Genomic DNA, 19,109 nt, shown 5'->3' on the forward strand with positions numbered 1-19,109 from the left:
ACAGATTGTGTAAAAATGGTAAGTTGTCGGCTCGCGCGATCTGGATAATAAGGGAGAACTCATACGGAGTGCGCGACGCGTTGCGCAGTCACCGATAGTTTTGACACTGCGGCCGGACGGCGCTCCGGCAGAGCCGGACCTGCTGTTTGACGATCATTTCGGCCAACCGACGCAAGCGAATCCACCTCGTCTCCGGGGCCATACTCGGTTCGTTCGTGGTGGCCCACTTCTTCAATCATTCGCTCGGTCTGATTTCCATCGAGGCGATGGAGTCCGCCCGCAAGGGCTTCAATCTGATCTGGCACAGCGTTCCCGGCACGGTGCTGCTCTACGGCGCCCTGCTGCTGCATTTCGCCATGGCGCTCGAAAGCATCTATCGCCGCCAGACGCTGAGGATGCCCGCGCGCGAAGCGCTGAAGATCGTCTTCGGCCTCTGCCTGCCCTTCCTGCTGACCGGCCACGTCAGCGCCGCGCGCATCGAACCACTGCTGACCGGTGTCGAGGCCGATTACCCGAACATGCTGCGGTTGCTCTGGTCGAACTCGATCAATGCCATCAGGCAATCGGTCGCCCTGCTGCTCGTCTGGGGCCATGGCTGCCTCGGTGCCTGGTTCTGGATGCGCGGCCGGACCTGGTTCCCGCGCTATGAAATCCTGCTCTATACGGTCGCGATCCTCGTGCCGATCTTCGCGCTGCTCGGCTTCGTCAGCGGCGCCCGATCGATCGAGAGCGATTACGCTGAACATGGCGGCTACGGCGACAGGGCCTACGCCAGGCCGGCAGTCGATCTCACGCTTCTCGAGGATATCCGCCTCGGCTTCTATCTCGGCTTCAGCGGGCTGATCGGCGGCACCTTCCTGTTGCGCGCCATGCCGAAGGGCGGCCGCATACGCGTCCGCTATCCCGATGGCCGGGTCGCAACCGTCAATCTCGGTTTCAGCGTGCTCGAAGCGAGCCGCGCTGCAGGAATCTCGCACGTCTCGGTCTGCGGCGGCCGCGGGCGTTGCTCGACCTGCCGCGTGCGCGTCATCCAGGGATTGGAAGACCAGCCTGCCCCTGAGGACGCCGAGCTTGCGACGCTGACCCGTATCGGCGCGCCCGACAATGTCCGTCTCGCCTGCCAGTTTCGCCCTGTCCACAACGTGACCGTCGTGCCGATCCTCGACAGTGACAGCCTCGGCATCAAGAAGCAGCTCGGGCGCGAGGGTGGCGAAGGCCGGGAACGGCGGATTGCCGTGCTGTTCTGCGATCTGCGCGGCTTCACCAGCATTGCCGAACACAAGCTGCCCTTCGACACCGTGTTCCTGCTCAACCGCTACTTCGAAATGGTCGGCGAAGCGGTCGAGGATTCCGGCGGGGTCGTCGACAAGTTCATCGGCGACGGCGCGCTTGCGATCTTCGGCCTCAAGAGTTCCTACACCGAGGCCTGCCGGCAGTCGCTCGCCGCCGCCGTTCGCATATCCAAGGGCATCGAGACGCTCAACCAGACCTTCCGCGGCGAGCTCGACGAACCGCTGCGCATCGCCATGGGGCTGCATGCCGGCCCCGCCATCATCGGCGAGATCGGCTACGGCCAGGCAACCTCGCTGACCGCCGTCGGCGACACGATCAACACCGCCAGCCGGCTCGAAGGCCTCGCCAAGGAGCACGACGTGCAACTCGCCGTTTCCGCCGAACTCGTCAACCGCGCGGGTCTCGTGATCGAAGGGCACGAACGGCTCGACATCAGCCTGCGCGGCCGGCAGGCAACGCTCGAAACCTGGATCGTTGCGGACGCCGCGCGCATCTCCGCGGCCTTGCAACCAACACCATCGAACGATTAGGTTGGGATCCCCGCCCTCACACTCCCCGGAAGCTCGAATGAAGCAGGACGTGTCCCCGAAAACGGCTCATCAGGTTCACGCCAGAGGCATCGAGAAGCTCCGGGCGCATCTGGCGATGCTGACCTTCGCCATTCTGATTGCCGGTTCCTTCTCTTTCGGCGGCCTCGCGACCCAGCACATGGGCGCCGGCCCGCTGACGCTCTGGCGCTATCTGCTCACCGTCGTCGTGCTGGGGCTGATGACCTTCGGCTATGCGCGGGTACCTTTCCGTTTCCCCAAGCAATGGTGGCGCTTCCTCATCCTCGGCGGCCTGATCGCCGTCTACATGCTGACGATGTTCAAGGCGCTGGAGTTCACCAATCCGGTTTCGACCGGCGCGGTCTTCACGCTGATGCCGTTGCTCAGCGCCGGTTTCGCCTATCTGCTCCTCGGCCAGCGCACGCGCCCGGGCGTGCTTGCAGGCCTCATCATTGCAGCGCTCGGCGCCGTCTGGGTGATCTTCCGCGCCAATATCCAGGCGATCCTTGCCTTCGACGTCGGCCGGGGTGAACTGATCTTCTTCGTCGGCGTCGTCTGCCACGCGGTCTATGTGCCGCTGATCCGCAAATTCGGCCGCGAGGAGAGCCCTTTCGCCTTCGGCTTCTGGGTTGCAGTCTTCACCGTGCCCTGGCTGCTGGTTCCCGGCGGCGTCGGCCTCGTCACCACGGATTTTGCAAGCCTGCCTGCGGTCGTCTGGATCGCCGTCCTCTATCTCGCGGTGGTCACCACCGCGATCACCTTCCTGCTCCTGCAATACGCCTCGATGCGGCTGCCGGCGTCCAAGGTGCTCGGCTACGGCTATCTGACGCCGAGCTTCATCATCCTGCTCGAAGGCCTGCTCGGCCACGGCTGGACCAGCCTGCCGGTTCTCGCCGGCGCGCTCACTACCGCCTGCGGCCTGCTGTTGATGGCGCTGCTGCCCGATTAAAATAGGAGGAGCGGCTCAGGCCGCCGGTTGCTCGCTCACCTGCAGCCCGTCGACGAACAATCGTTCGAGAAAGCGGGCCGCATCTTCGAACCGTCCCTCGCCGGCATTGCCCTGGCCGAGCACGGCGCGCACCTGCACGTCGAAGTCGGCATAGTGCTGGGTGGTCGACCAGATCGCAAAGATAAGGTGGTAGGGGTCGCATTTGGCGATCTTGCCGGCCTTGGCCCAGGCGCGGATGACCTCGGCCTTCTCGTCGACCAGCGCCTTCAACGGCCCCTTGAGTTCGTCCTCGATATGCGGCGCGCCCTGCAGCACCTCGTTGGCGAAGAGCCGGCTTTCACGCGGATAGTCGCGCGCCATTTCGAGCTTGCGCCGGATATAGCTGCGGATTTCGGCGACCGGATTTCCCTCCGCGTTGAACTCGCGCAAGGGATCGAGCCAGGTATCGAGCACCCGGTCGATCAACGCCCGGTGCATCGCTTCCTTGGTGCGGAAATAATAGAGCAGGTTCGGCTTGGACATGCCCGCGACTTCGGCGATCTGGTCGACCGTCGCGCCGCGAAAACCATTGGCCGAGAAGACTTCGAGCGCGGCTTCCAGGATGCGCTCTTCCTTCTCCTCCTGGATGCGTGTCCGCCTCTGGGTCTTCGCCGCTCTCGGTAATACCATCTGTCCCCCTGGCGATACCCGCGCATTCGTCGCGCAGGAACCGGTCTGCCCAATTTCTGGCCCCGCCATCTTCTTGGGCAACAACTTCGTTTTTTTGTTTTTCCGGCTTGAGTGCCGCAACGGAAGTTGTAATGTTTACCAACCGGTCAAATTATCAGTCAGTTCGCCGCCAAAGGCAACGGCTGATCGAAGGGCACCAGAAAAAACCAAGCCTGGATTTGACCACGGGAGCAGGAGGGCGCGCCGATCGAGGCAAAGCCCTGAAAAGATGAGGAGACCGCCGTGGCTGCACCTGGCGAGAACATGCGCGTCAATGCCGACCGCCTGTGGAATTCACTTATGGAAATGGCCAAGATCGGCCCTGGTGTCGCCGGCGGCAACAACCGCCAGACGCTAACCGACGAGGATGCCGAAGGGCGCCGGCTGTTCAAGTCCTGGTGCGACGAGGCCGGACTCACTATGGGCGTCGACACCATGGGCAACATGTTCTTCACCCGGCCCGGCACCGATCCGGATGCACTGCCCGTCTATGTCGGTTCGCATCTCGATACCCAGCCGACCGGCGGCAAATATGACGGCGTGCTCGGCGTACTCTCCGGCCTCGAAGTCGTGCGCTCGATGAACGACCTTGGCATCAAGACCAAGCACCCGATCGTCGTCACCAACTGGACGAACGAAGAAGGCGCGCGCTTCGCGCCCGCGATGCTCGCGTCGGGCGTCTTTGCCGGCGTGCATACCCAGGATTTCGCCTATGGCCGCAAGGATCCGGAAGGAAAAACCTTCGGCGATGAATTGAAGCGCATCGGCTGGGTCGGCGACGAGGAAGTCGGCGCCCGCAAGATGCACGCCTATTTCGAATACCACATCGAACAGGGCCCGATCCTCGAGGCCGAGGGCAAGGATATCGGCGTCGTCACCCACTGTCAGGGCCTCTGGTGGCTGGAGTTCACGCTGACAGGTCGCGAGGCCCACACGGGCTCTACCCCGATGAACATGCGCGTCAATGCCGGCCTTGCCATGGCCCGTATCCTGGAAATGGTCCAGGGCGTTGCGATGGAGAACCAGCCGGGCGCCGTCGGCGGCGTCGGCCAGGTGTTCTTCTCGCCCAATTCCCGCAACGTGCTGCCAGGCAAAGTGGTCTTCACCGTCGATATCCGTTCGCCCGACAAGGCCAAGCTCGACCGCATGCGGGCCACGATCGAGGCTGAGGCGCCAAAGATCACAGAACCGCTCGGCGTCGGCTGTTCCATCGAGGCGATCGGCCATTTCGAGCCGGTGACCTTCGACCCGAAGCTGGTGAGCGCCGTGCGCAACGCCGCCGAACATCTCGGTTACAGCCACATGAACATCATCTCAGGCGCCGGCCACGATGCCTGCTGGGCCGCCAAGGTGGCGCCGACGACGATGATCATGTGCCCCTGCGTCGGAGGCTTGAGCCACAACGAGGCGGAGGACATCTCCAAGGAGTGGGCCAGCGCCGGCGCCGACGTCCTCTTCCACGCCGTCGTCGAAACGGCCGAAATCGTCGAATGAGTTTGCGGGCGGGACGAAGGTTCCGCCCTTTTTCGTGGCGACCGCCTACTGCATAATTCCTTAAATCGGGATCGATTTAAGGGCAAATTATGCAGCAAATCTAAAATGCTACAGCGACCTTAGCGCGTATTGAAACACGCGCGGCGCTGTAGGCGCCGGAAGCGCAATCGCGAGGATCAAGAACCATGAGCACTGTCATCAAGGGTGGAACCATCGTCACGGCCGACCTGACCTACAAGGCGGACGTCAAGATCGAGGGCGGCAGGATCGTCGAGATCGGGCCGAACCTCGCGGGCGACGAAACGCTGGATGCGAGCGGCTGTTACGTCATGCCCGGCGGCATCGACCCGCACACGCATCTCGAAATGCCCTTCATGGGCACCTACTCCTCGGACGATTTCGAAAGCGGCACGCGCGCGGCCCTTGCCGGCGGCACGACCATGGTGGTCGATTTCGCGCTCCCCTCGCCCAACCAGTCGCTGCTCGAAGCGCTGACCATGTGGGACAACAAGTCCACCCGCGCCAATTGCGACTATTCCTTCCACATGGCGATCACCTGGTGGAGCGAACAGGTCTTCAACGAGATGGAGACCATCGTCAAGGACAAGGGCATCAACACTTTCAAGCACTTCATGGCCTACAAGGGCGCGCTGATGGTCGATGACGACGAGATGTTCTCGTCCTTCCAGCGCTGCGCAGCACTTGGCGCGCTGCCGCTGGTACATGCCGAAAACGGCGACGTCGTTGCCCAGCTCCAGGCGAAGCTGCTGGCCGAAGGCAACAATGGGCCCGAAGCGCACGCCTATTCGCGCCCGGCGGAAGTCGAGGGCGAAGCCACCAACCGCGCGATCATGATCGCCGACATGGCGGGCTGCCCCGTCTACATCGTGCACACGTCCTGCGAACAGGCGCACGAGGCGATCCGCCGCGCCCGCTCCAAGGGCATGCGCGTCTTCGGCGAGCCGCTGATCCAGCACCTGACACTCGACGAAAGCGAATATTTCAACAAGGACTGGGACCATGCGGCCCGCCGCGTGATGTCGCCGCCCTTCCGCAACAAGCTGCACCAGGACAGTCTCTGGGCCGGCCTTGCCTCGGGCTCGCTGCAAGTGGTGGCGACCGACCATTGCGCCTTCACGAGCGAGCAGAAGCGCTTCGGCGTCGGCGACTTCACCAAGATCCCGAACGGCACCGGCGGCCTCGAAGACCGCATGCCGATGCTCTGGACCCATGGCGTCAACACTGGCCGCATCACCATGAACGAGTTCGTGGCCGTCACCTCGACCAACATCGCCAAGATCCTCAACATCTACCCGAAGAAGGGCGCGATCCTCGTCGGCGCCGATGCCGACCTCGTCGTCTGGGATCCGAAGCGCACCAAGACAATCTCCGCCAAGAGCCAGCAATCAGCGATCGATTACAACGTCTTCGAGGGCAAGGAGGTGAAGGGGCTGCCGCGCTTTACGTTGACCCGCGGCGTCGTCGCGATCGAGGAAGGCACGATCAAGACCCGCGAAGGCCACGGCGAATTCGTCCGCCGCGATCCGTTCCCGGCGGTCAGTTCCGCCCTTTCCACCTGGAAGGAAGTCACCGCGCCCCGCGCCGTCCAGCGCACCGGCATTCCGGCCACCGGGGTGTGAGTGAAAGGGAACCGGGACAGGGTGCTACCTATGTATGCTCATCAACGCGAGAACCGGTTTTCGCGGCTACACGCCGCGGCTGCCCTTGCCGGCACCTATACCGCATTCGCATCGTTGGTGTTCATCGATCCCAAATCCTTTGCCGAGGTCCCTTCCCAGGTTCTCATTCCGGCCAGTATTCTGCTGCCTTTCTGTGCGTCTTTCATCGCATTTGTTGTCTTCGCTCCAGCGAGCTTCGGACTTTATTGGCTCATGGAGCGGTTTGACCGACGTAATCTAAGCCATCATTGCGTTGCTGGTGTCGTGTGCGTTGCATTGACATTCGCACTCATTCTTCTGGCGGGATTTGCTGCATCCCTGATCGGAAACGCCCCCGAACAAATAGAGGAAACGGGTCTCCTTGGCCCGGCGATGACATCGCAGGACCACCTGCTCCTCGCAGCCTGTGCGATCAGCGGCGCCGCCGGCGGAGCAGCCTTCTACTTCGCACGGAAGGTAGGGTCTCCCGGAAGCTCCCTAGCGCAGACCGGCGGAGGACGATCCTAGATGCTCCAGATGCTATCGGTCCAGTCGTTGCGTTTGCCTCTCTCTGTCAGTCTGGCTGACTTCCCCCTACAGCTCTGTCCCATCGGACATGTCCCGCCAGGCCAGCGGGGCGCTTCGGCGCGGTTTGCGTCAGGTGGGAACGAACGCGTCCAGCTCGGGCAGCAGCACGAGGCTTTCCCGCTGCTTGGCGTCCGTTCGCGCGATGACCGCCGTGCAGGCTTCGTTCGACCGGTTCTCCGGCAGGTGCGGCATGCCGGCGGGGATGTAGACCATGTCGCCGGCGCGCGCGACGACGTGCTCCTCCAGCCGTTCGCCGAACCAGGTCCAGGCCTCGCCCGAAAGCACGTAGATCGCCGTCTCGTGGCTCTCATGCAGATGCGCCTTGGCGCGCGCGCCGGGCGGGATCGTGACGATATGCATGCAGAGCCCGGTCGCGCCGACGGTCTCGGCTGCGATGCCCTCGAAATAGTTGAGCCCCTGCTGGCCGGCCGTGATGCCTTCAGGACGAACCACGCGACAGCCCGGATTGGATGATCGAGACATGAACGTTCTCCAGAATTCCCTGAAAAACCAGCAACAAACGGCTCCGCACCCAAATCCGCGATTGCATGTTGCCGGTCCGGATAGCAGTCTGACACAGACCAGCCAGAATGAGTATTCGCCGATGACGTCCAACACCGCATCCGTGGTTTCGGCCCGGGACCTCTGCCTGACTTTCGAAACCGCCGACGGGCCGGTCCATGCGCTGACCGGCGTCAACCTGGACGTTGCCAAGGGCGATTTCGTTTCCTTCATCGGCCCGTCCGGCTGCGGCAAGACGACGTTTCTGAGGGTGATCGCCGATCTCGAAAAGGCAACCTCCGGCAAGATCAGCGTCAACGGCATGACACCGGAAGAAGCGCGCAAGCAACGCGCCTATGGCTACGTCTTCCAGGCGGCCGCACTTTATCCCTGGCGCACGATCGAGAACAACATCGCGCTGCCGCTCGAGATCATGGGCTATTCGAAGGAAGAGAAGAAAGCGCGCATCGAGCGCACGCTCGAACTCGTCAATCTCTCGGGCTTCGGCAAGAAATATCCCTGGCAGCTCTCCGGCGGCATGCAGCAGCGCGCATCGATTGCGCGGGCGCTCGCCTTCGACGCAGATCTCCTGCTGATGGACGAGCCCTTCGGCGCGCTGGACGAGATCGTGCGCGACCATCTGAACGAACAGCTGCTGAAGCTCTGGGCCCGCACCAACAAGACGATCTGTTTCGTCACCCATTCGATCCCGGAGGCGGTCTATCTCTCGACCAAGATCGTGGTGATGAGCCCGCGCCCCGGCCGGGTGACCGACGTGATCGAGTCGCCGCTGCCGCGCGAACGGCCGCTCGGCATCCGCGAAACGCCGGAGTTTCTGGAAATCGCCCACCGCGTTCGCGAGGGCCTGCGCGCAGGACACAGCTATGACGAATAGCGTCGAGATCCGCCGGGCCGAGCGGGACGACATGACCGCCTGCGCCGGCATCCTCAACCGCTGGATCGACGCAACGCCGTGGATGCCGCGCGTGCACGATCATGCCGACGTCGAGCGGTTCTACGCCGATACGGTCTTTGCCGAACGCACGGTGCTGCTGGCGGAAAATGACGGCACCATTGCCGGCTTCCTTTCGCTCTCCTCGGACGGTCACGTCACCGCGCTCTATATCGATGCATCACATCGGGGCTCGGGCATTGGCTCCCAACTGATCGAAGCCGCGAAGGCTCTGTCTCCTGACGAGCTCAGTCTCTGGACCTTCGAACACAATCGCGAAGCCCAGCGCTTCTACGAGCACCAGGGTTTTCAGGCGGTGAGCCGCACCGACGGCGACAACGAAGAGCAACTGCCGGATATCCTCTATCGCTGGCGAACCAAGGAGATGCAGGCATGAACCTCGCCTATGGCCTCTGGCTGCTGCTCGCAACGACGATCTTCCTCGGCGGCGCGACGGCCTCTCGCGCCTATGTCTCGAACGACCATCTCGGCATGCTCAGCCTTGCGCTCGGCCTCTACATGATCGGCAACATCATCATGGTGAAACTGATGCGTGATGGCGGCCTCGGACTTGCAATCTCGCTGTCGGCCGTGGTGCAGCTCGTGCTCGTCAACATCATCGCCTTCGCCGTCTTCGGTGAAAGACTGAGCCTCACACAGGCGGCCGGTGTCGCTCTCGGCATCGCCGCAATGGGCCTGATGATGATCCCGGCGAGCGGAAAGGCGTAACGATGCAGGAACCAAGCTTCCTCAGGGACAAACTGCTGCCGGTTGGCACCGTCATCGTGCTGCTGATTGCACTCTGGTACGTCGCCGCCGTGTTCCTGAACGCGCCCTTCGAACGTGACACGGCGGCACGCGCCGGCACCGAGATCGCCTTCTCCGAGATCGTGCGCAACACCATGGCGCAGGAGCGTCCGGTACTGCCGGCACCGCATCAGGTGATCGCCGAGATTTGGGACACCACCGTCAACAAGGCGATCACGTCCAAGCGCAGCCTCGTCTACCATGCCTGGATCACGCTCTCGGCGACCCTGCTCGGCTTCGGTATCGGTGCGGCGCTTGGCATTTTGCTGGCGGTCGGCATCGTGCACAACCGCGCGATGGACCGTTCGCTGATGCCCTGGGTGATCGCCAGTCAGACGATCCCGATCCTCGCCGTGGCGCCGATGATCATCGTCGTGCTCAATGCCGTCGGCATCTCCGGCCTGCTGCCGAAGGCGCTGATCTCCACCTACCTGTCTTTCTTCCCTGTCGTCGTCGGCATGGTGAAGGGTCTAAGGAGCCCGGAGACGATCCAGCTCGACCTGATGCACACCTACAACGCCTCCTCGGCGCAGACCTTCTGGAAGCTGCGCTGGCCGTCGTCGATGCCCTATCTCTTCACCTCACTGAAGGTTGCCGTCGCCATCTCGCTGGTCGGCGCCATCGTCGGCGAGCTGCCGACCGGCGCGGTCGCGGGCCTCGGCGCCCGCCTGCTCGCCGGCTCCTACTACGGACAGACGGTGCAGATCTGGGCGGCGCTGTTCATGGCGGCAGCACTCGCCGCAGTCCTCGTCATGATCGTCGGCTTCGCCCACACGGCCGTCCTGAAGCGCATGGGAGCCAAGCCATGAACCTTCCCATCCTTGCGGGCGCGATCATCTTCTGGCTCGCCGCCTGGGCCTTCAACGAATGGCTGGTGCGCCAGACCTTCCAGAGCGAAGCCGCCAGGGGCGCCGCACGCTTTGCCGTGCCGCTGATCTTCGGCGTCACCATCCTGGTCCTCTGGGAAGGCATCGTACGCGGCTTCTCCGTGCCATCGGTGCTGCTGCCGGCGCCCTCGATGATCTGGCACAAGCTGATCAACTCGCTGCCGACGCTCGGTGCCGATTTCCGCCAGACCTTCCTGAAGGCGGTACTGTCAGGCTATGCGCTCGGCTGCGGCCTCGGCTTCGCCGTCGCAATCCTGATCGATCGCTCGCCCTTCCTGCAGAAGGGCCTGCTGCCGCTCGGCAACTTCGTCTCCGCCCTCCCCGTCATCGGCGTGGCGCCGATCATGGTCATGTGGTTCGGCTTCGACTGGCAATCGAAGGTCGCGGTCGTCGTCATCATGACCTTCTTCCCGATGCTGGTGAACACCGTTGCCGGCCTTGCCGCCGCCAGCCACATGGAGCGCGACCTGATGCGGACCTATGCGGCGTCCTGGTGGCAGACGCTCGTCAAGCTGCGCCTGCCGGCCGCCTGGCCGTTCATCTTCAACGCGCTGAAGATCAATTCGACGTTGGCGCTGATCGGCGCCATCGTCGCCGAGTTCTTCGGGACCCCCATCGTCGGCATGGGGTTCCGGATTTCCACGGAAGTGGGACGCATGAATGTCGACATGGTCTGGGCCGAGATCGCCGTTGCGGCCGTCGCCGGCTCCGTCTTCTACGGGGTGGTCGCGCTCGTCGAGCGTGCCGTCACCTTCTGGCATCCTTCCATCCGCGGAGGGCGCGCCTGAGGCATACTGCCTGAGCAATTCCAGGAAAAGTGCGAAACGGTTTTCCGTCCGGAACTGCGCAGTTGAAAGAAAATGAAGTAAAAACAAGAGGGAACTGACATGAACAAAAGACTTGCATCGCTTCTCGCCGCAGGCGTCTTTTCGCTCGCAGCGTTTCAGGCCGAGGCCGCCGACAAGGTGACGCTGCAGCTGAAATGGGTGACCCAGGCGCAGTTCGCTGGCTACTACGTCGCCAAGGACAAGGGCTTCTACGAGGAGGAAGGCCTTGACGTCGACATCAAGCCCGGCGGTCCTGATATCGCCCCGGCACAGGTGATCGCCGGCGGTGGCGCCGATGTGATCGTCGACTGGATGCCCTCGGCGCTTGCCACCCGTGAGAAAGGCGTGCCGCTCGTCAACATCGCCCAGCCCTTCAAGAAATCGGGCATGATGCTGACCTGCCTCAAGGAAACCGGCGTCACCAGCCCTGACAAGTTCAAGGGGCAGACGCTCGGCGTCTGGTTCTTCGGCAACGAATATCCGTTCCTCTCCTGGATGTCACACCTGAAGATCCCGACCGATGGCGGCCCGAACGGTGTCACGGTCCTGAAGCAGGGCTTCAACGTCGACCCGCTGATCCAGAAGCAGGCCGCCTGCATCTCAACCATGACCTATAACGAATATTGGCAGGTCATCGATGCCGGCATCAAGCCGGACGACCTGGTCACCTTCAAGTATGAAGACCAGGGCGTGGCGACGCTCGAAGACGGCCTCTATGTGCTCGAAGACAAGCTCAAGGACGCCGCCTTCAAGGAGAAGATGGTCAAGTTCGTGCGCGCCTCGATGAAGGGCTGGAAGTACGCCGAGGAGAACCCGGACGAAGCTGCGGATATCGTTCTCGAAAACGACTCCACCGGCGCGCAGACGGAAAAGCACCAGAAGCGCATGATGGGCGAAGTGGCGAAACTGACGTCGGGCTCCAACGGCGCGCTCGACGAGGCCGACTACAAGCGCACGGTGCAGTCGCTGCTTGCCGGCGGTTCCGATCCCGTGATTTCCAAGGAGCCGGAAGGCGCCTGGACGCATGAGATCACCGATGCCGCACTGAAGTAGGCGATCGCCAAAACGTCAGAAGAGGGTCGCACGATCGTGCGGCCCTCTTCCGTTTCTGCAGCGCCGCGCGTCCTCTCAGACGCACAAAGGTCGCTACTGCATGTTTTTCTCCTTAGATCGTTCAGGATTTAAGGAAACATGCAGCGGGCGGCCGTTCGCATCCGCCATGTTGCCGCCGGATACCGGGCGTGGGGGTGGTAACCCGGCTGACAACGGCACTACCCTTGCTTGCCATTGTCAAGATCGTGTCAAGATCGCAACCATAACCGCAGAACAAGTTGAATATTGAGGCACCATCGCTTCGTGCGCTCTTGTAAGCGTCAAGAGCCGAGATTACATAGGCCCCGATGTTTGTTGGAGGCAGGCATGGCGGAGGACATTCTTTTCCCGATGCATTGCCTGCGGTAACCGGTCCCAGTTCCGCCGGCGTCTACGGTCTGATACCGTGCACGCGGAGCGCGAAATGAGGAAAAGCGCAGTCTCCTGTCCCCGCGCGATCAGCCGGGGCGCGACGTCGGCGTGATAAAATCGCCTGATTGCCCGTGGATCCTGTCTCGAGCTGTGATCCGCTCTAAGTTGTTTTCATTGCCGGGATTATGAAGCCGATGGCTCAAAAAGTACTGCCTATTCTCAGCGTGTGCGCTGCGATGACCTTTGGTTCGCTTTCCGTTGCCGGGGCGCAGGAAGTGACAGAACCGAAGCAGACACAAAGCCTCCCGTCCATCGTCGTCACTTCGGCGGTCGACCAGTCGATCAGCGACCGCGTCGTCGCGACCGGCACCATCCAGGCCGTCGAGCAGGTCTATGTCGCCCCGATGGTCGACGGCCTCTCCATCCGCACACTCAATGTCGATGTCGGCGACGAGGTCGAAGCCGGCAGCGTTCTGGTGGTCCTGAACGACGACGCGCTTCGCCTGCAAAAAAGCGAACTCGAAGCGTCACTTGCCAAGGCGGAAGCCGGGCTTGCTCAGTTGAATGCACAGCTCAGCGAGACCAGGGCGAACGCGGACGAGGCCAAGCGGGTCAGCGACCGCGCCGCCGAACTCTCCAAGAACGGCACCGTTTCGACGGCCGAGGCTGACCGCGTCCGAGCCCTCGCGATCGCGACGCAGGCACGCGTCCTTTCCGCCGAGCAGGCCGTCGCCGTGGCCAATGCCGACATCAAGGTGGCCGAAGCGCAGATCGACGACATCGACCTTCGCCTCGCCCGTACCGAGGTCAAGGCGCCTGTCGCCGGCGTGATCTCCGCCAAGAACGCCAAGGTCGGCGCGATCGCCACCGGCAATAGCGAGCCGCTCTTCGCCATGATCCGCGATGGCGCGATCGAGATGAAGGCCGACGTCGCCGAAGCCGATATCATCAAGCTCGCTGTCGGCCAGCCGGCAACCGTGACGCTCGCCGGCGGCAACACCAAGGTCGAGGGCACGATCCGCCTGATCGCGCCGACCGTCGATCCCGTCAGCCGCCTCGGAACCGTCTTCATCAGCCTGACGGCCACCGAGAAGGCACGCGCCGGCATGTATGCGAGCGCGCTGATCACCGCCGAGCAGAAGCAGGCAGTGGTCCTGCCGCAAACGGCCGTTACCAATGAGAACGGCCGCACCATCGTCCGCAAGGTCGAAAACGGCGTCATCCGCATCCTGCCCGTCAAGACAGGGATTTCCGACGGCAAGTTCATCGAAGTCCTCGAAGGCCTGAAGGCCGGCGAGGAAGTGGTGGCGAGGGCCGGAGCCTATGTCCGCGACGGCGACCGCATCAACCCCGTCAAGTCCGCTGTATCAGCGACCAACTGACAGGAACCGTGACCATGAACTTCTCAGCCTGGTCCATACGCAATCCGATCGCGCCGATCCTTGCTTTCGTCGTTCTGATGGTGCTCGGCTATCAGTCCTTCGAATCGCTGCCGATCACCCGCTTCCCCAATATCGACGTGCCGATCGTCTCGATCAACGTGACGCAGAGCGGCGCATCACCGGCCGAGCTCGAGACGCAGGTCACCAAGGAAATCGAGGACGCGGTCGCGAGCGTCACCGGCGTCGACCACATCGAATCGACGATCAATGACGGCACGTCGACGACCGCGGTCATCTTCCGCATGGAAGTGCCGACGGCCCAGGCGGTGCAGGACGTCAAGGACGCAATCGACCGCATCCGCAGCGATCTCCCCACCTCGATCGAGGAACCGATCGTCTCCAAGGTCGACGTCGAAGGCCAGGCGATCCAGACCTTCTCCGTCTCCGCGCCCGGCATGTCGCTGGAAGAGCTCTCCTGGTTCGTCGATGACGTCATCAAGCGCGAAATCCAGGGCAAGAAGGGCATCGGCCGTGTCGACCGCTATGGCGGCGCCGACCGCGAGGTTCGGATCGAACTCAACGACGACAAGCTGAATTCGCTCGGCATCACCGCCGCCGACGTCAACGGCCAGCTTCGCCGCATGAACATGGATCTCGGCTCCGGCCGCGGCCAGGTCGGCGGCAGCGAGCAGGCGATCCGCACCCTTGGCGACACCCGCAACGTCAACCAGCTCGCCAACACGATGATCTCGGTGCCGAGCGGTCGCTTCGTGCGCCTCTCCGATCTCGGCACGGTCACCGACACCTATGAGGAGCCGCGCTCCTTCTCGCGCTTCAACGGCAATCCCGGCGTGACCTTCGCGGTCTTCCGCGCCAAGGGCGCCAGCGAGGTCAGCGTCGCCGAGACGGTCGCCAAGTCGCTCGAAAAGATCCGTGCGGCGAACCCCGATGTCACCATCGAGATGGTCGACGATTCCGTCTACTTCACCTACGGCAACTACGAAGCGGCGCTGCACACGCTGATGGAAGGCGCGCTGCTCGCCGTCATCGTCGTCATGCTCTTTCTGCGCAACTGGCGCGCCACCTTGATCTCGGCCGTCGCACTGCCGCTGTCGGCGATCCCGACCTTCTGGGTCATGGACCTGCTCGGCTTCTCGCTGAACCTCGTCAGCTTCCTCGCGATGACGCTCGCGACCGGTATCCTCGTCGACGACGCAATCGTCGAGATCGAGAACATCGAGCGGCACATCCATATGGGCAAGTCGCCCTATCGGGCCGCGATCGAGGCGGCGGATGAGATCGGCCTGGCGGTTATCGCGACGACCTTCACGATCATCGCGGTCTTCGTGCCCGTGTCCTTCATGCCGGGCATTCCTGGCCAGTACTTCATCCAGTTCGGTCTGACGGTTGCCGTCGCAGTGTTCTTCTCGCTGCTCGTCGCCCGCCTGATCACGCCTGTCATGGCCGCCTATCTGATGCGTGCTTCGGACGCGGGCGCCGACCACCACAACAAAGACGGCTTCATGATGCGCAACTACACGCGCCTCGTGCAGGTCACGACCAAACATTGGTACACGCGTTACCTGACGCTGCTTGCCGCAATCGCCTTCTCGGTCGGCTCCGTCTTTGCGCTGATCCTCTATGTACCCGGCAGCTTCCTGCCGCCGGAGGACGCCTCGCGCGTCAGCCTGTCGATCGAGCTGCCTCCGGATGCCATGCTCGAGGACACCGACCGGACCACGACGGAGATCTACAACCGGATCAAGGGTATCGATGGGGTCGACAACATTTTCGTCCTCGGCGGTGCCTCGCCGAAAGGCGATCTGGAGCTGCGCCGCGCCACCGTCACGGTGCTTCTGAAAAAGCTCGACCATTCGCTCGTGAACAAGGTCGTCAACGACGTCATCGGCCGCACGCCGCTGATCGGCCCTTACCTGCCGAAGATGGCCCCTGCCGGCCGCATCGTCCCGCAGTCGGAGATCGAGAAGGAAATCTTCGCCCGCGTTCGCGACATACCGGACGTGCGGGTCATCAAGCTCAACGACCGCGGCCAGCGCGACCTTGCGTTCAACCTGCTCTCCAACAACGAGGCCGATCTCGACCAGGGCGTCGCGATCCTGGAAGCGAAGCTGCGCAGCGATCCGCTGCTCGCCAATGTCAGCCCGGATGGGGCGCTCCCCCGCCCGGAACTTCAGATCCGCCCGCGTGACGAACAGATGTCGCGCCTCGGCATCACCACGGCGCAGATCTCGGAGGTCATCCGCGTCGCCACCATCGGCGATATCGACGCGGCGCTGACCAAGATCGCGCTCGACGGACGGCTGATTCCGATCCGCGTGCAGATCAACCGCGACTTCCGCACCGATATCGCGGCGATCCGGAATCTCAAGATCACGACGGCAGCGGGTGCTACCGTGCCGCTGTCGAGCGTTGCCGATATCAACTATTCGGAAGGCCCGAGCTCGATCAAGCGCTACGACCGCAACCGGGTCGTCTCGCTCGGCGCGGACCTGCCGGTCGGCGTCGCGCTCAACACCGCCTCGGACCGCTTCAAGCAGATCGCCGGTCAGGCCGAGTTGCCCAAATCCGTGCAGTTCCTCGAAAGCGGCGACGCCGAGGTCCAGGCGGAGATGCAGCAGAGCTTCGGCAATGCCATGCTGCTTGGCCTGATGCTGGTGCTGGTGGTGCTGATCCTGCTCTTCAAGGACGTGATCCAGCCGTTCACCATCCTGTTCTCGCTGCCGCTTGCCATCGGCGGCGTCGCCGCCGCGCTGATCCTGACGCAGAACGCGCTGTCGATGCCGGTGCTGATCGGTATCCTGATGTTGATGGGCATCGTCACCAAGAACGCGATCCTGCTCGTCGACTTCGGCATCGAGATGATGCACCACGGCATGGACCGTCAGGTCGCGATGATCGAGGCCGGCCGCAAGCGCGCCCGCCCGATCATCATGACCTCGATCGCCATGTCGGCGGGCATGCTGCCCTCCGCGCTGGGCGTCGGCGAAGGCGGCTCGTTCCGCGCCCCGATGGCAATCGCGGTGATCGGCGGCATCATTGTCTCGACGGTGCTGAGCCTTGTGATCGTGCCGTCGTTCTTCCTGATCATGGACGACCTCTCGCGGCTGCTCGCCCGCATCTTCGGCCGTTTCGTCGGCCGAAAGGACGAGGAGAACCTGCCGCTCGACCGCGGCACTCTGACGGACCTGGTCCAGGAGCAGAGCAAGACGATCGAAGGCCTGGAAGATCGCCTGAAGACGCTCGAGTCGGACCAGACCAAAGGACGATCCGGCGGCAAGGTCATCAACCATCCGGCGCTCGCCGCCGAATAGGCTACTGCCTGTCTCCTTAAATCGACCTCGATTTAAGGACAAAGACATGCAGCAAATCAAAGTGCGACAGCGACCTTTGCGCGTCTCACAAGACGCGCGGCGCTGTAGCGGCCGAAGCGACGCTTCGCCCGCAACTGTCACAATCCAAGTACGAGCCCGCGCCCTGCAAGCGCGGGCTTTTTGTTGATTTTATTTGATCGAGGTCAAATCGCCTTCCGCCAAGCTTTATTACCTTGCACCTACAGCGCCGCGCGTCTGATCAGACGCGCAAAGGTCGCTGTAGCACTTTGATTTGCTGCATGTCTTCGTCCTTAAATCGCGGTCGATTTAAGGAGACATGCAGCTGGATCTTGCTCAGGACGGGTGTGATGAAGACGTTGCGATTGAACTCGAACGATAGGGCGGTGCTGCTCGGTTCTTGCTTCTTCGAGAAGCTGCCCTTGGCGGCAACGAACGCAATTCTGGACGATGTGGTCGTTTCCACCCATGAAGAGCACGACATCCTCTTTGGCCATGGCGAGCCGCTCGATCACGTCTTCTTCGTCCTTTCCGGCCTGGTCCGTCTCTACCGTCTGGGCAAGGACGGACGCGAGGCGGATATCGCCGTGTTTCCGAAAGGTGAGCTCTTCGGCGAGAGCGCCATGTTCCTCGGAAACCGCGCCACCGCCAACGCCCAGACGATCGAGACGACGATGCTTGCGCGGATCGACAGCCGCAAGCTGCGCAAGCTCGCCGAGCAGACACCCGAAATCGCCGACGCGCTGATGCAGCTCCTGTGCCGGCACGCGCAGATGGCCGAGGATTGCCTGGCCGAAGACCGACTGCTGACGGCGCCGCAACGGGTGGCAAGCTATATTCTCGGCAACTGCCCGGACGGCATCACGAACTTTTCCTTCCGCCTGCCCTTCCAGAAAAATGTGCTGGCCGGCAAGCTGGGCCTGGCGCCGGAAGCGCTGTCGCGCGCCTTCTCCGCACTTCGCCGCTCGGGCGTTACGGTCAAGGGCCGCGTCATCGAGATCCATGACAGGCAGGCGCTCGAACGCTTCTGACGCGCCGACAAGGTTCGGCTGTCAGTAGCCTGCGAGCGTCACAGTCCGCCGTGCAGCGCCAGGAAATCAACGATCCGGTTGACGCCGTCGCCGCGTTTCATGTCGGTGAAGACGAAGGGTTTTTCCGCCCGCATCCGCGTCGCATCCCGCTGCATGACGTCGAGATCGGCCCCGACATAGGGAGCGAGATCCTTCTTGTTGATGACAAGCAGATCCGACTTGGTGATGCCCGGCCCGCCCTTTCGCGGGATCTCCTCGCCCTGGCAGACGGAGATGACATAGATCGTCAGGTCGGCAAGATCGGGCGAAAAGGTCGCCGCGAGATTGTCGCCGCCGGATTCGATGAAGACGACGTCAAGATCGGGTATGCGCCGATTGAGATCAGCGATTGCCTGCAGATTGATCGTGGCGTCCTCGCGGATCGCCGTATGCGGGCAGCCCCCGGTCTCCACGCCAACGATGCGCTCGGACGGCAGCGCCTGCATGCGCACCAGAGCCTCCGCGTCTTCCTTGGTGTAGATATCGTTGGTAACGACGGCGACGGAGTACTTCTCCCGCATCGCCTTGCAGAGCTTGTCGGTCAGCGCCGTCTTGCCCGAGCCCACCGGCCCGCCGATGCCGACGCGAAGGGGACCGTTCTTCGATGCCATCTGGATGTCCTTTCGAGGCG

At 62.9% G+C, this 19,109-nt stretch carries 17 protein-coding genes; 14 read left to right on the plus strand and 3 right to left on the minus strand.

The annotated features are described in order from the left end of the window. Positions 1 to 146: 146 nt before the first annotated feature. Both ACQ5BM_RS23375 and ACQ5BM_RS23380 read left to right on the plus strand, forming a co-directional pair. Positions 147 to 1,823: an adenylate/guanylate cyclase domain-containing protein gene (locus ACQ5BM_RS23375; protein ID WP_429816565.1), complete on the plus strand. Its 1,677-nt coding sequence runs from the start codon at positions 147 to 149 to the stop codon at positions 1,821 to 1,823. A 37-nt stretch (positions 1,824 to 1,860) separates the two neighbouring features. Continuing rightward, the gene (locus tag ACQ5BM_RS23380; RefSeq protein ID WP_429816568.1) at positions 1,861 to 2,790 is read left to right on the plus strand and encodes a DMT family transporter; all 930 of its coding nucleotides are present in this window, start codon (positions 1,861 to 1,863) and stop codon (positions 2,788 to 2,790) included. Positions 2,791 to 2,805: 15 nt separating this feature from the next. Here ACQ5BM_RS23380 and rutR read toward each other — a convergent pair whose 3' ends face one another. Next, complete coding sequence (rutR, locus tag ACQ5BM_RS23385) at positions 2,806 to 3,459, minus strand: HTH-type transcriptional regulator RutR (RefSeq protein ID WP_173517579.1); 654 nt, start codon at positions 3,457 to 3,459, stop codon at positions 2,806 to 2,808. A gap of 282 nt (positions 3,460 to 3,741) precedes the next feature. On the opposite strand from rutR, the gene ACQ5BM_RS23390 reads away from it, so the two are divergent. The 3 genes from ACQ5BM_RS23390 to ACQ5BM_RS23400 all read left to right on the plus strand — a co-directional run bounded on the left by ACQ5BM_RS23390 (position 3,742) and on the right by ACQ5BM_RS23400 (position 7,178). Further along, entirely contained in the window at positions 3,742 to 4,992 is a 1,251-nt protein-coding gene (locus tag ACQ5BM_RS23390) for a Zn-dependent hydrolase (RefSeq protein WP_429816571.1), read from the plus strand. Between the two features lie 185 nt (positions 4,993 to 5,177). Then, entirely contained in the window at positions 5,178 to 6,632 is a 1,455-nt protein-coding gene (gene hydA / locus ACQ5BM_RS23395) for a dihydropyrimidinase (protein WP_429816573.1), read from the plus strand. Positions 6,633 to 6,662: 30 nt separating this feature from the next. After that, a complete protein-coding gene (locus ACQ5BM_RS23400) occupies positions 6,663 to 7,178 on the plus strand; it encodes a hypothetical protein (RefSeq protein WP_429816575.1) in 516 nt (171 codons plus the stop codon). Positions 7,179 to 7,307: 129 nt separating this feature from the next. Here the strand turns inward: ACQ5BM_RS23400 and ACQ5BM_RS23405 are convergent, their stop codons facing one another. Further along, on the minus strand, positions 7,308 to 7,721 hold the full coding sequence (locus tag ACQ5BM_RS23405; RefSeq protein ID WP_429816578.1) for a cupin domain-containing protein: 414 nt from the start codon (positions 7,719 to 7,721) through the stop codon (positions 7,308 to 7,310). A gap of 121 nt (positions 7,722 to 7,842) precedes the next feature. Between ACQ5BM_RS23405 and ACQ5BM_RS23410 the strand changes: the two genes are divergently transcribed. The 9 genes from ACQ5BM_RS23410 (at position 7,843) to ACQ5BM_RS23450 (ending at position 18,439) form a co-directional block, all read left to right on the plus strand. Continuing rightward, positions 7,843 to 8,634 carry an ABC transporter ATP-binding protein gene (locus ACQ5BM_RS23410; protein ID WP_429816581.1) on the plus strand — a complete coding sequence of 264 codons (792 nt, stop codon included), beginning with the start codon at positions 7,843 to 7,845 and terminating at the stop codon, positions 8,632 to 8,634. Then, the gene (locus tag ACQ5BM_RS23415; protein ID WP_429816584.1) at positions 8,624 to 9,088 is read left to right on the plus strand and encodes an N-acetyltransferase family protein; all 465 of its coding nucleotides are present in this window, start codon (positions 8,624 to 8,626) and stop codon (positions 9,086 to 9,088) included. Before ACQ5BM_RS23410 ends, ACQ5BM_RS23415 begins: the two co-directional genes overlap by 11 nt. Further along, entirely contained in the window at positions 9,085 to 9,420 is a 336-nt protein-coding gene (locus ACQ5BM_RS23420; protein WP_429816587.1) for a hypothetical protein, read from the plus strand. Before ACQ5BM_RS23415 ends, ACQ5BM_RS23420 begins: the two co-directional genes overlap by 4 nt. Before the next feature lie 2 nt (positions 9,421 to 9,422). Next, positions 9,423 to 10,307, plus strand: coding sequence for an ABC transporter permease (locus ACQ5BM_RS23425; RefSeq protein WP_429816590.1), 885 nt, complete (start codon positions 9,423 to 9,425; stop codon positions 10,305 to 10,307). Beyond that, the gene (locus ACQ5BM_RS23430) at positions 10,304 to 11,173 is read left to right on the plus strand and encodes an ABC transporter permease (protein WP_429816593.1); all 870 of its coding nucleotides are present in this window, start codon (positions 10,304 to 10,306) and stop codon (positions 11,171 to 11,173) included. Before ACQ5BM_RS23425 ends, ACQ5BM_RS23430 begins: the two co-directional genes overlap by 4 nt. A gap of 99 nt (positions 11,174 to 11,272) precedes the next feature. Further along, the gene (locus tag ACQ5BM_RS23435) at positions 11,273 to 12,265 is read left to right on the plus strand and encodes an ABC transporter substrate-binding protein (protein ID WP_429816596.1); all 993 of its coding nucleotides are present in this window, start codon (positions 11,273 to 11,275) and stop codon (positions 12,263 to 12,265) included. A gap of 605 nt (positions 12,266 to 12,870) precedes the next feature. Continuing rightward, entirely contained in the window at positions 12,871 to 14,058 is a 1,188-nt protein-coding gene (locus ACQ5BM_RS23440; RefSeq protein WP_429816598.1) for an efflux RND transporter periplasmic adaptor subunit, read from the plus strand. Positions 14,059 to 14,072: 14 nt separating this feature from the next. Continuing rightward, a complete protein-coding gene (locus ACQ5BM_RS23445) occupies positions 14,073 to 17,390 on the plus strand; it encodes an efflux RND transporter permease subunit (protein WP_429816600.1) in 3,318 nt (1,105 codons plus the stop codon). Between the two features lie 368 nt (positions 17,391 to 17,758). Further along, entirely contained in the window at positions 17,759 to 18,439 is a 681-nt protein-coding gene (locus ACQ5BM_RS23450) for a Crp/Fnr family transcriptional regulator (RefSeq protein ID WP_173517591.1), read from the plus strand. Between the two features lie 38 nt (positions 18,440 to 18,477). Here ACQ5BM_RS23450 and ureG read toward each other — a convergent pair whose 3' ends face one another. Continuing rightward, positions 18,478 to 19,089 carry an urease accessory protein UreG gene (gene ureG, locus ACQ5BM_RS23455; RefSeq protein ID WP_429816603.1) on the minus strand — a complete coding sequence of 204 codons (612 nt, stop codon included), beginning with the start codon at positions 19,087 to 19,089 and terminating at the stop codon, positions 18,478 to 18,480. Positions 19,090 to 19,109 lie beyond the last annotated feature (20 nt).

Source organism: Ensifer sp. B1-9 (assembly GCF_050474445.1).
Classification (GTDB): domain Bacteria; phylum Pseudomonadota; class Alphaproteobacteria; order Rhizobiales; family Rhizobiaceae; genus Ensifer.

What these genes read in the sequence shown, in the direction of transcription:
- ACQ5BM_RS23450 (WP_173517591.1), top strand. Translation starts at nt 17,759, where the DNA reads ATGAAGACGTTGCGATTGAACTCGAACGATAGGGCGGTGCTGCTCGGT.
- ACQ5BM_RS23430 (WP_429816593.1), top strand. Translation starts at nt 10,304, where the DNA reads ATGAACCTTCCCATCCTTGCGGGCGCGATCATCTTCTGGCTCGCCGCC.
- ACQ5BM_RS23440 (WP_429816598.1), top strand. Translation starts at nt 12,871, where the DNA reads ATGGCTCAAAAAGTACTGCCTATTCTCAGCGTGTGCGCTGCGATGACC.
- rutR (WP_173517579.1), bottom strand. Translation starts at nt 3,459, where the DNA reads ATGGTATTACCGAGAGCGGCGAAGACCCAGAGGCGGACACGCATCCAG.
- ACQ5BM_RS23435 (WP_429816596.1), top strand. Translation starts at nt 11,273, where the DNA reads ATGAACAAAAGACTTGCATCGCTTCTCGCCGCAGGCGTCTTTTCGCTC.
- ACQ5BM_RS23425 (WP_429816590.1), top strand. Translation starts at nt 9,423, where the DNA reads ATGCAGGAACCAAGCTTCCTCAGGGACAAACTGCTGCCGGTTGGCACC.
- ACQ5BM_RS23415 (WP_429816584.1), top strand. Translation starts at nt 8,624, where the DNA reads ATGACGAATAGCGTCGAGATCCGCCGGGCCGAGCGGGACGACATGACC.
- ACQ5BM_RS23400 (WP_429816575.1), top strand. Translation starts at nt 6,663, where the DNA reads ATGTATGCTCATCAACGCGAGAACCGGTTTTCGCGGCTACACGCCGCG.
- ACQ5BM_RS23405 (WP_429816578.1), bottom strand. Translation starts at nt 7,721, where the DNA reads ATGTCTCGATCATCCAATCCGGGCTGTCGCGTGGTTCGTCCTGAAGGC.
- ACQ5BM_RS23445 (WP_429816600.1), top strand. Translation starts at nt 14,073, where the DNA reads ATGAACTTCTCAGCCTGGTCCATACGCAATCCGATCGCGCCGATCCTT.
- ACQ5BM_RS23420 (WP_429816587.1), top strand. Translation starts at nt 9,085, where the DNA reads ATGAACCTCGCCTATGGCCTCTGGCTGCTGCTCGCAACGACGATCTTC.
- ureG (WP_429816603.1), bottom strand. Translation starts at nt 19,089, where the DNA reads ATGGCATCGAAGAACGGTCCCCTTCGCGTCGGCATCGGCGGGCCGGTG.
- hydA (WP_429816573.1), top strand. Translation starts at nt 5,178, where the DNA reads ATGAGCACTGTCATCAAGGGTGGAACCATCGTCACGGCCGACCTGACC.
- ACQ5BM_RS23410 (WP_429816581.1), top strand. Translation starts at nt 7,843, where the DNA reads ATGACGTCCAACACCGCATCCGTGGTTTCGGCCCGGGACCTCTGCCTG.
- ACQ5BM_RS23380 (WP_429816568.1), top strand. Translation starts at nt 1,861, where the DNA reads ATGAAGCAGGACGTGTCCCCGAAAACGGCTCATCAGGTTCACGCCAGA.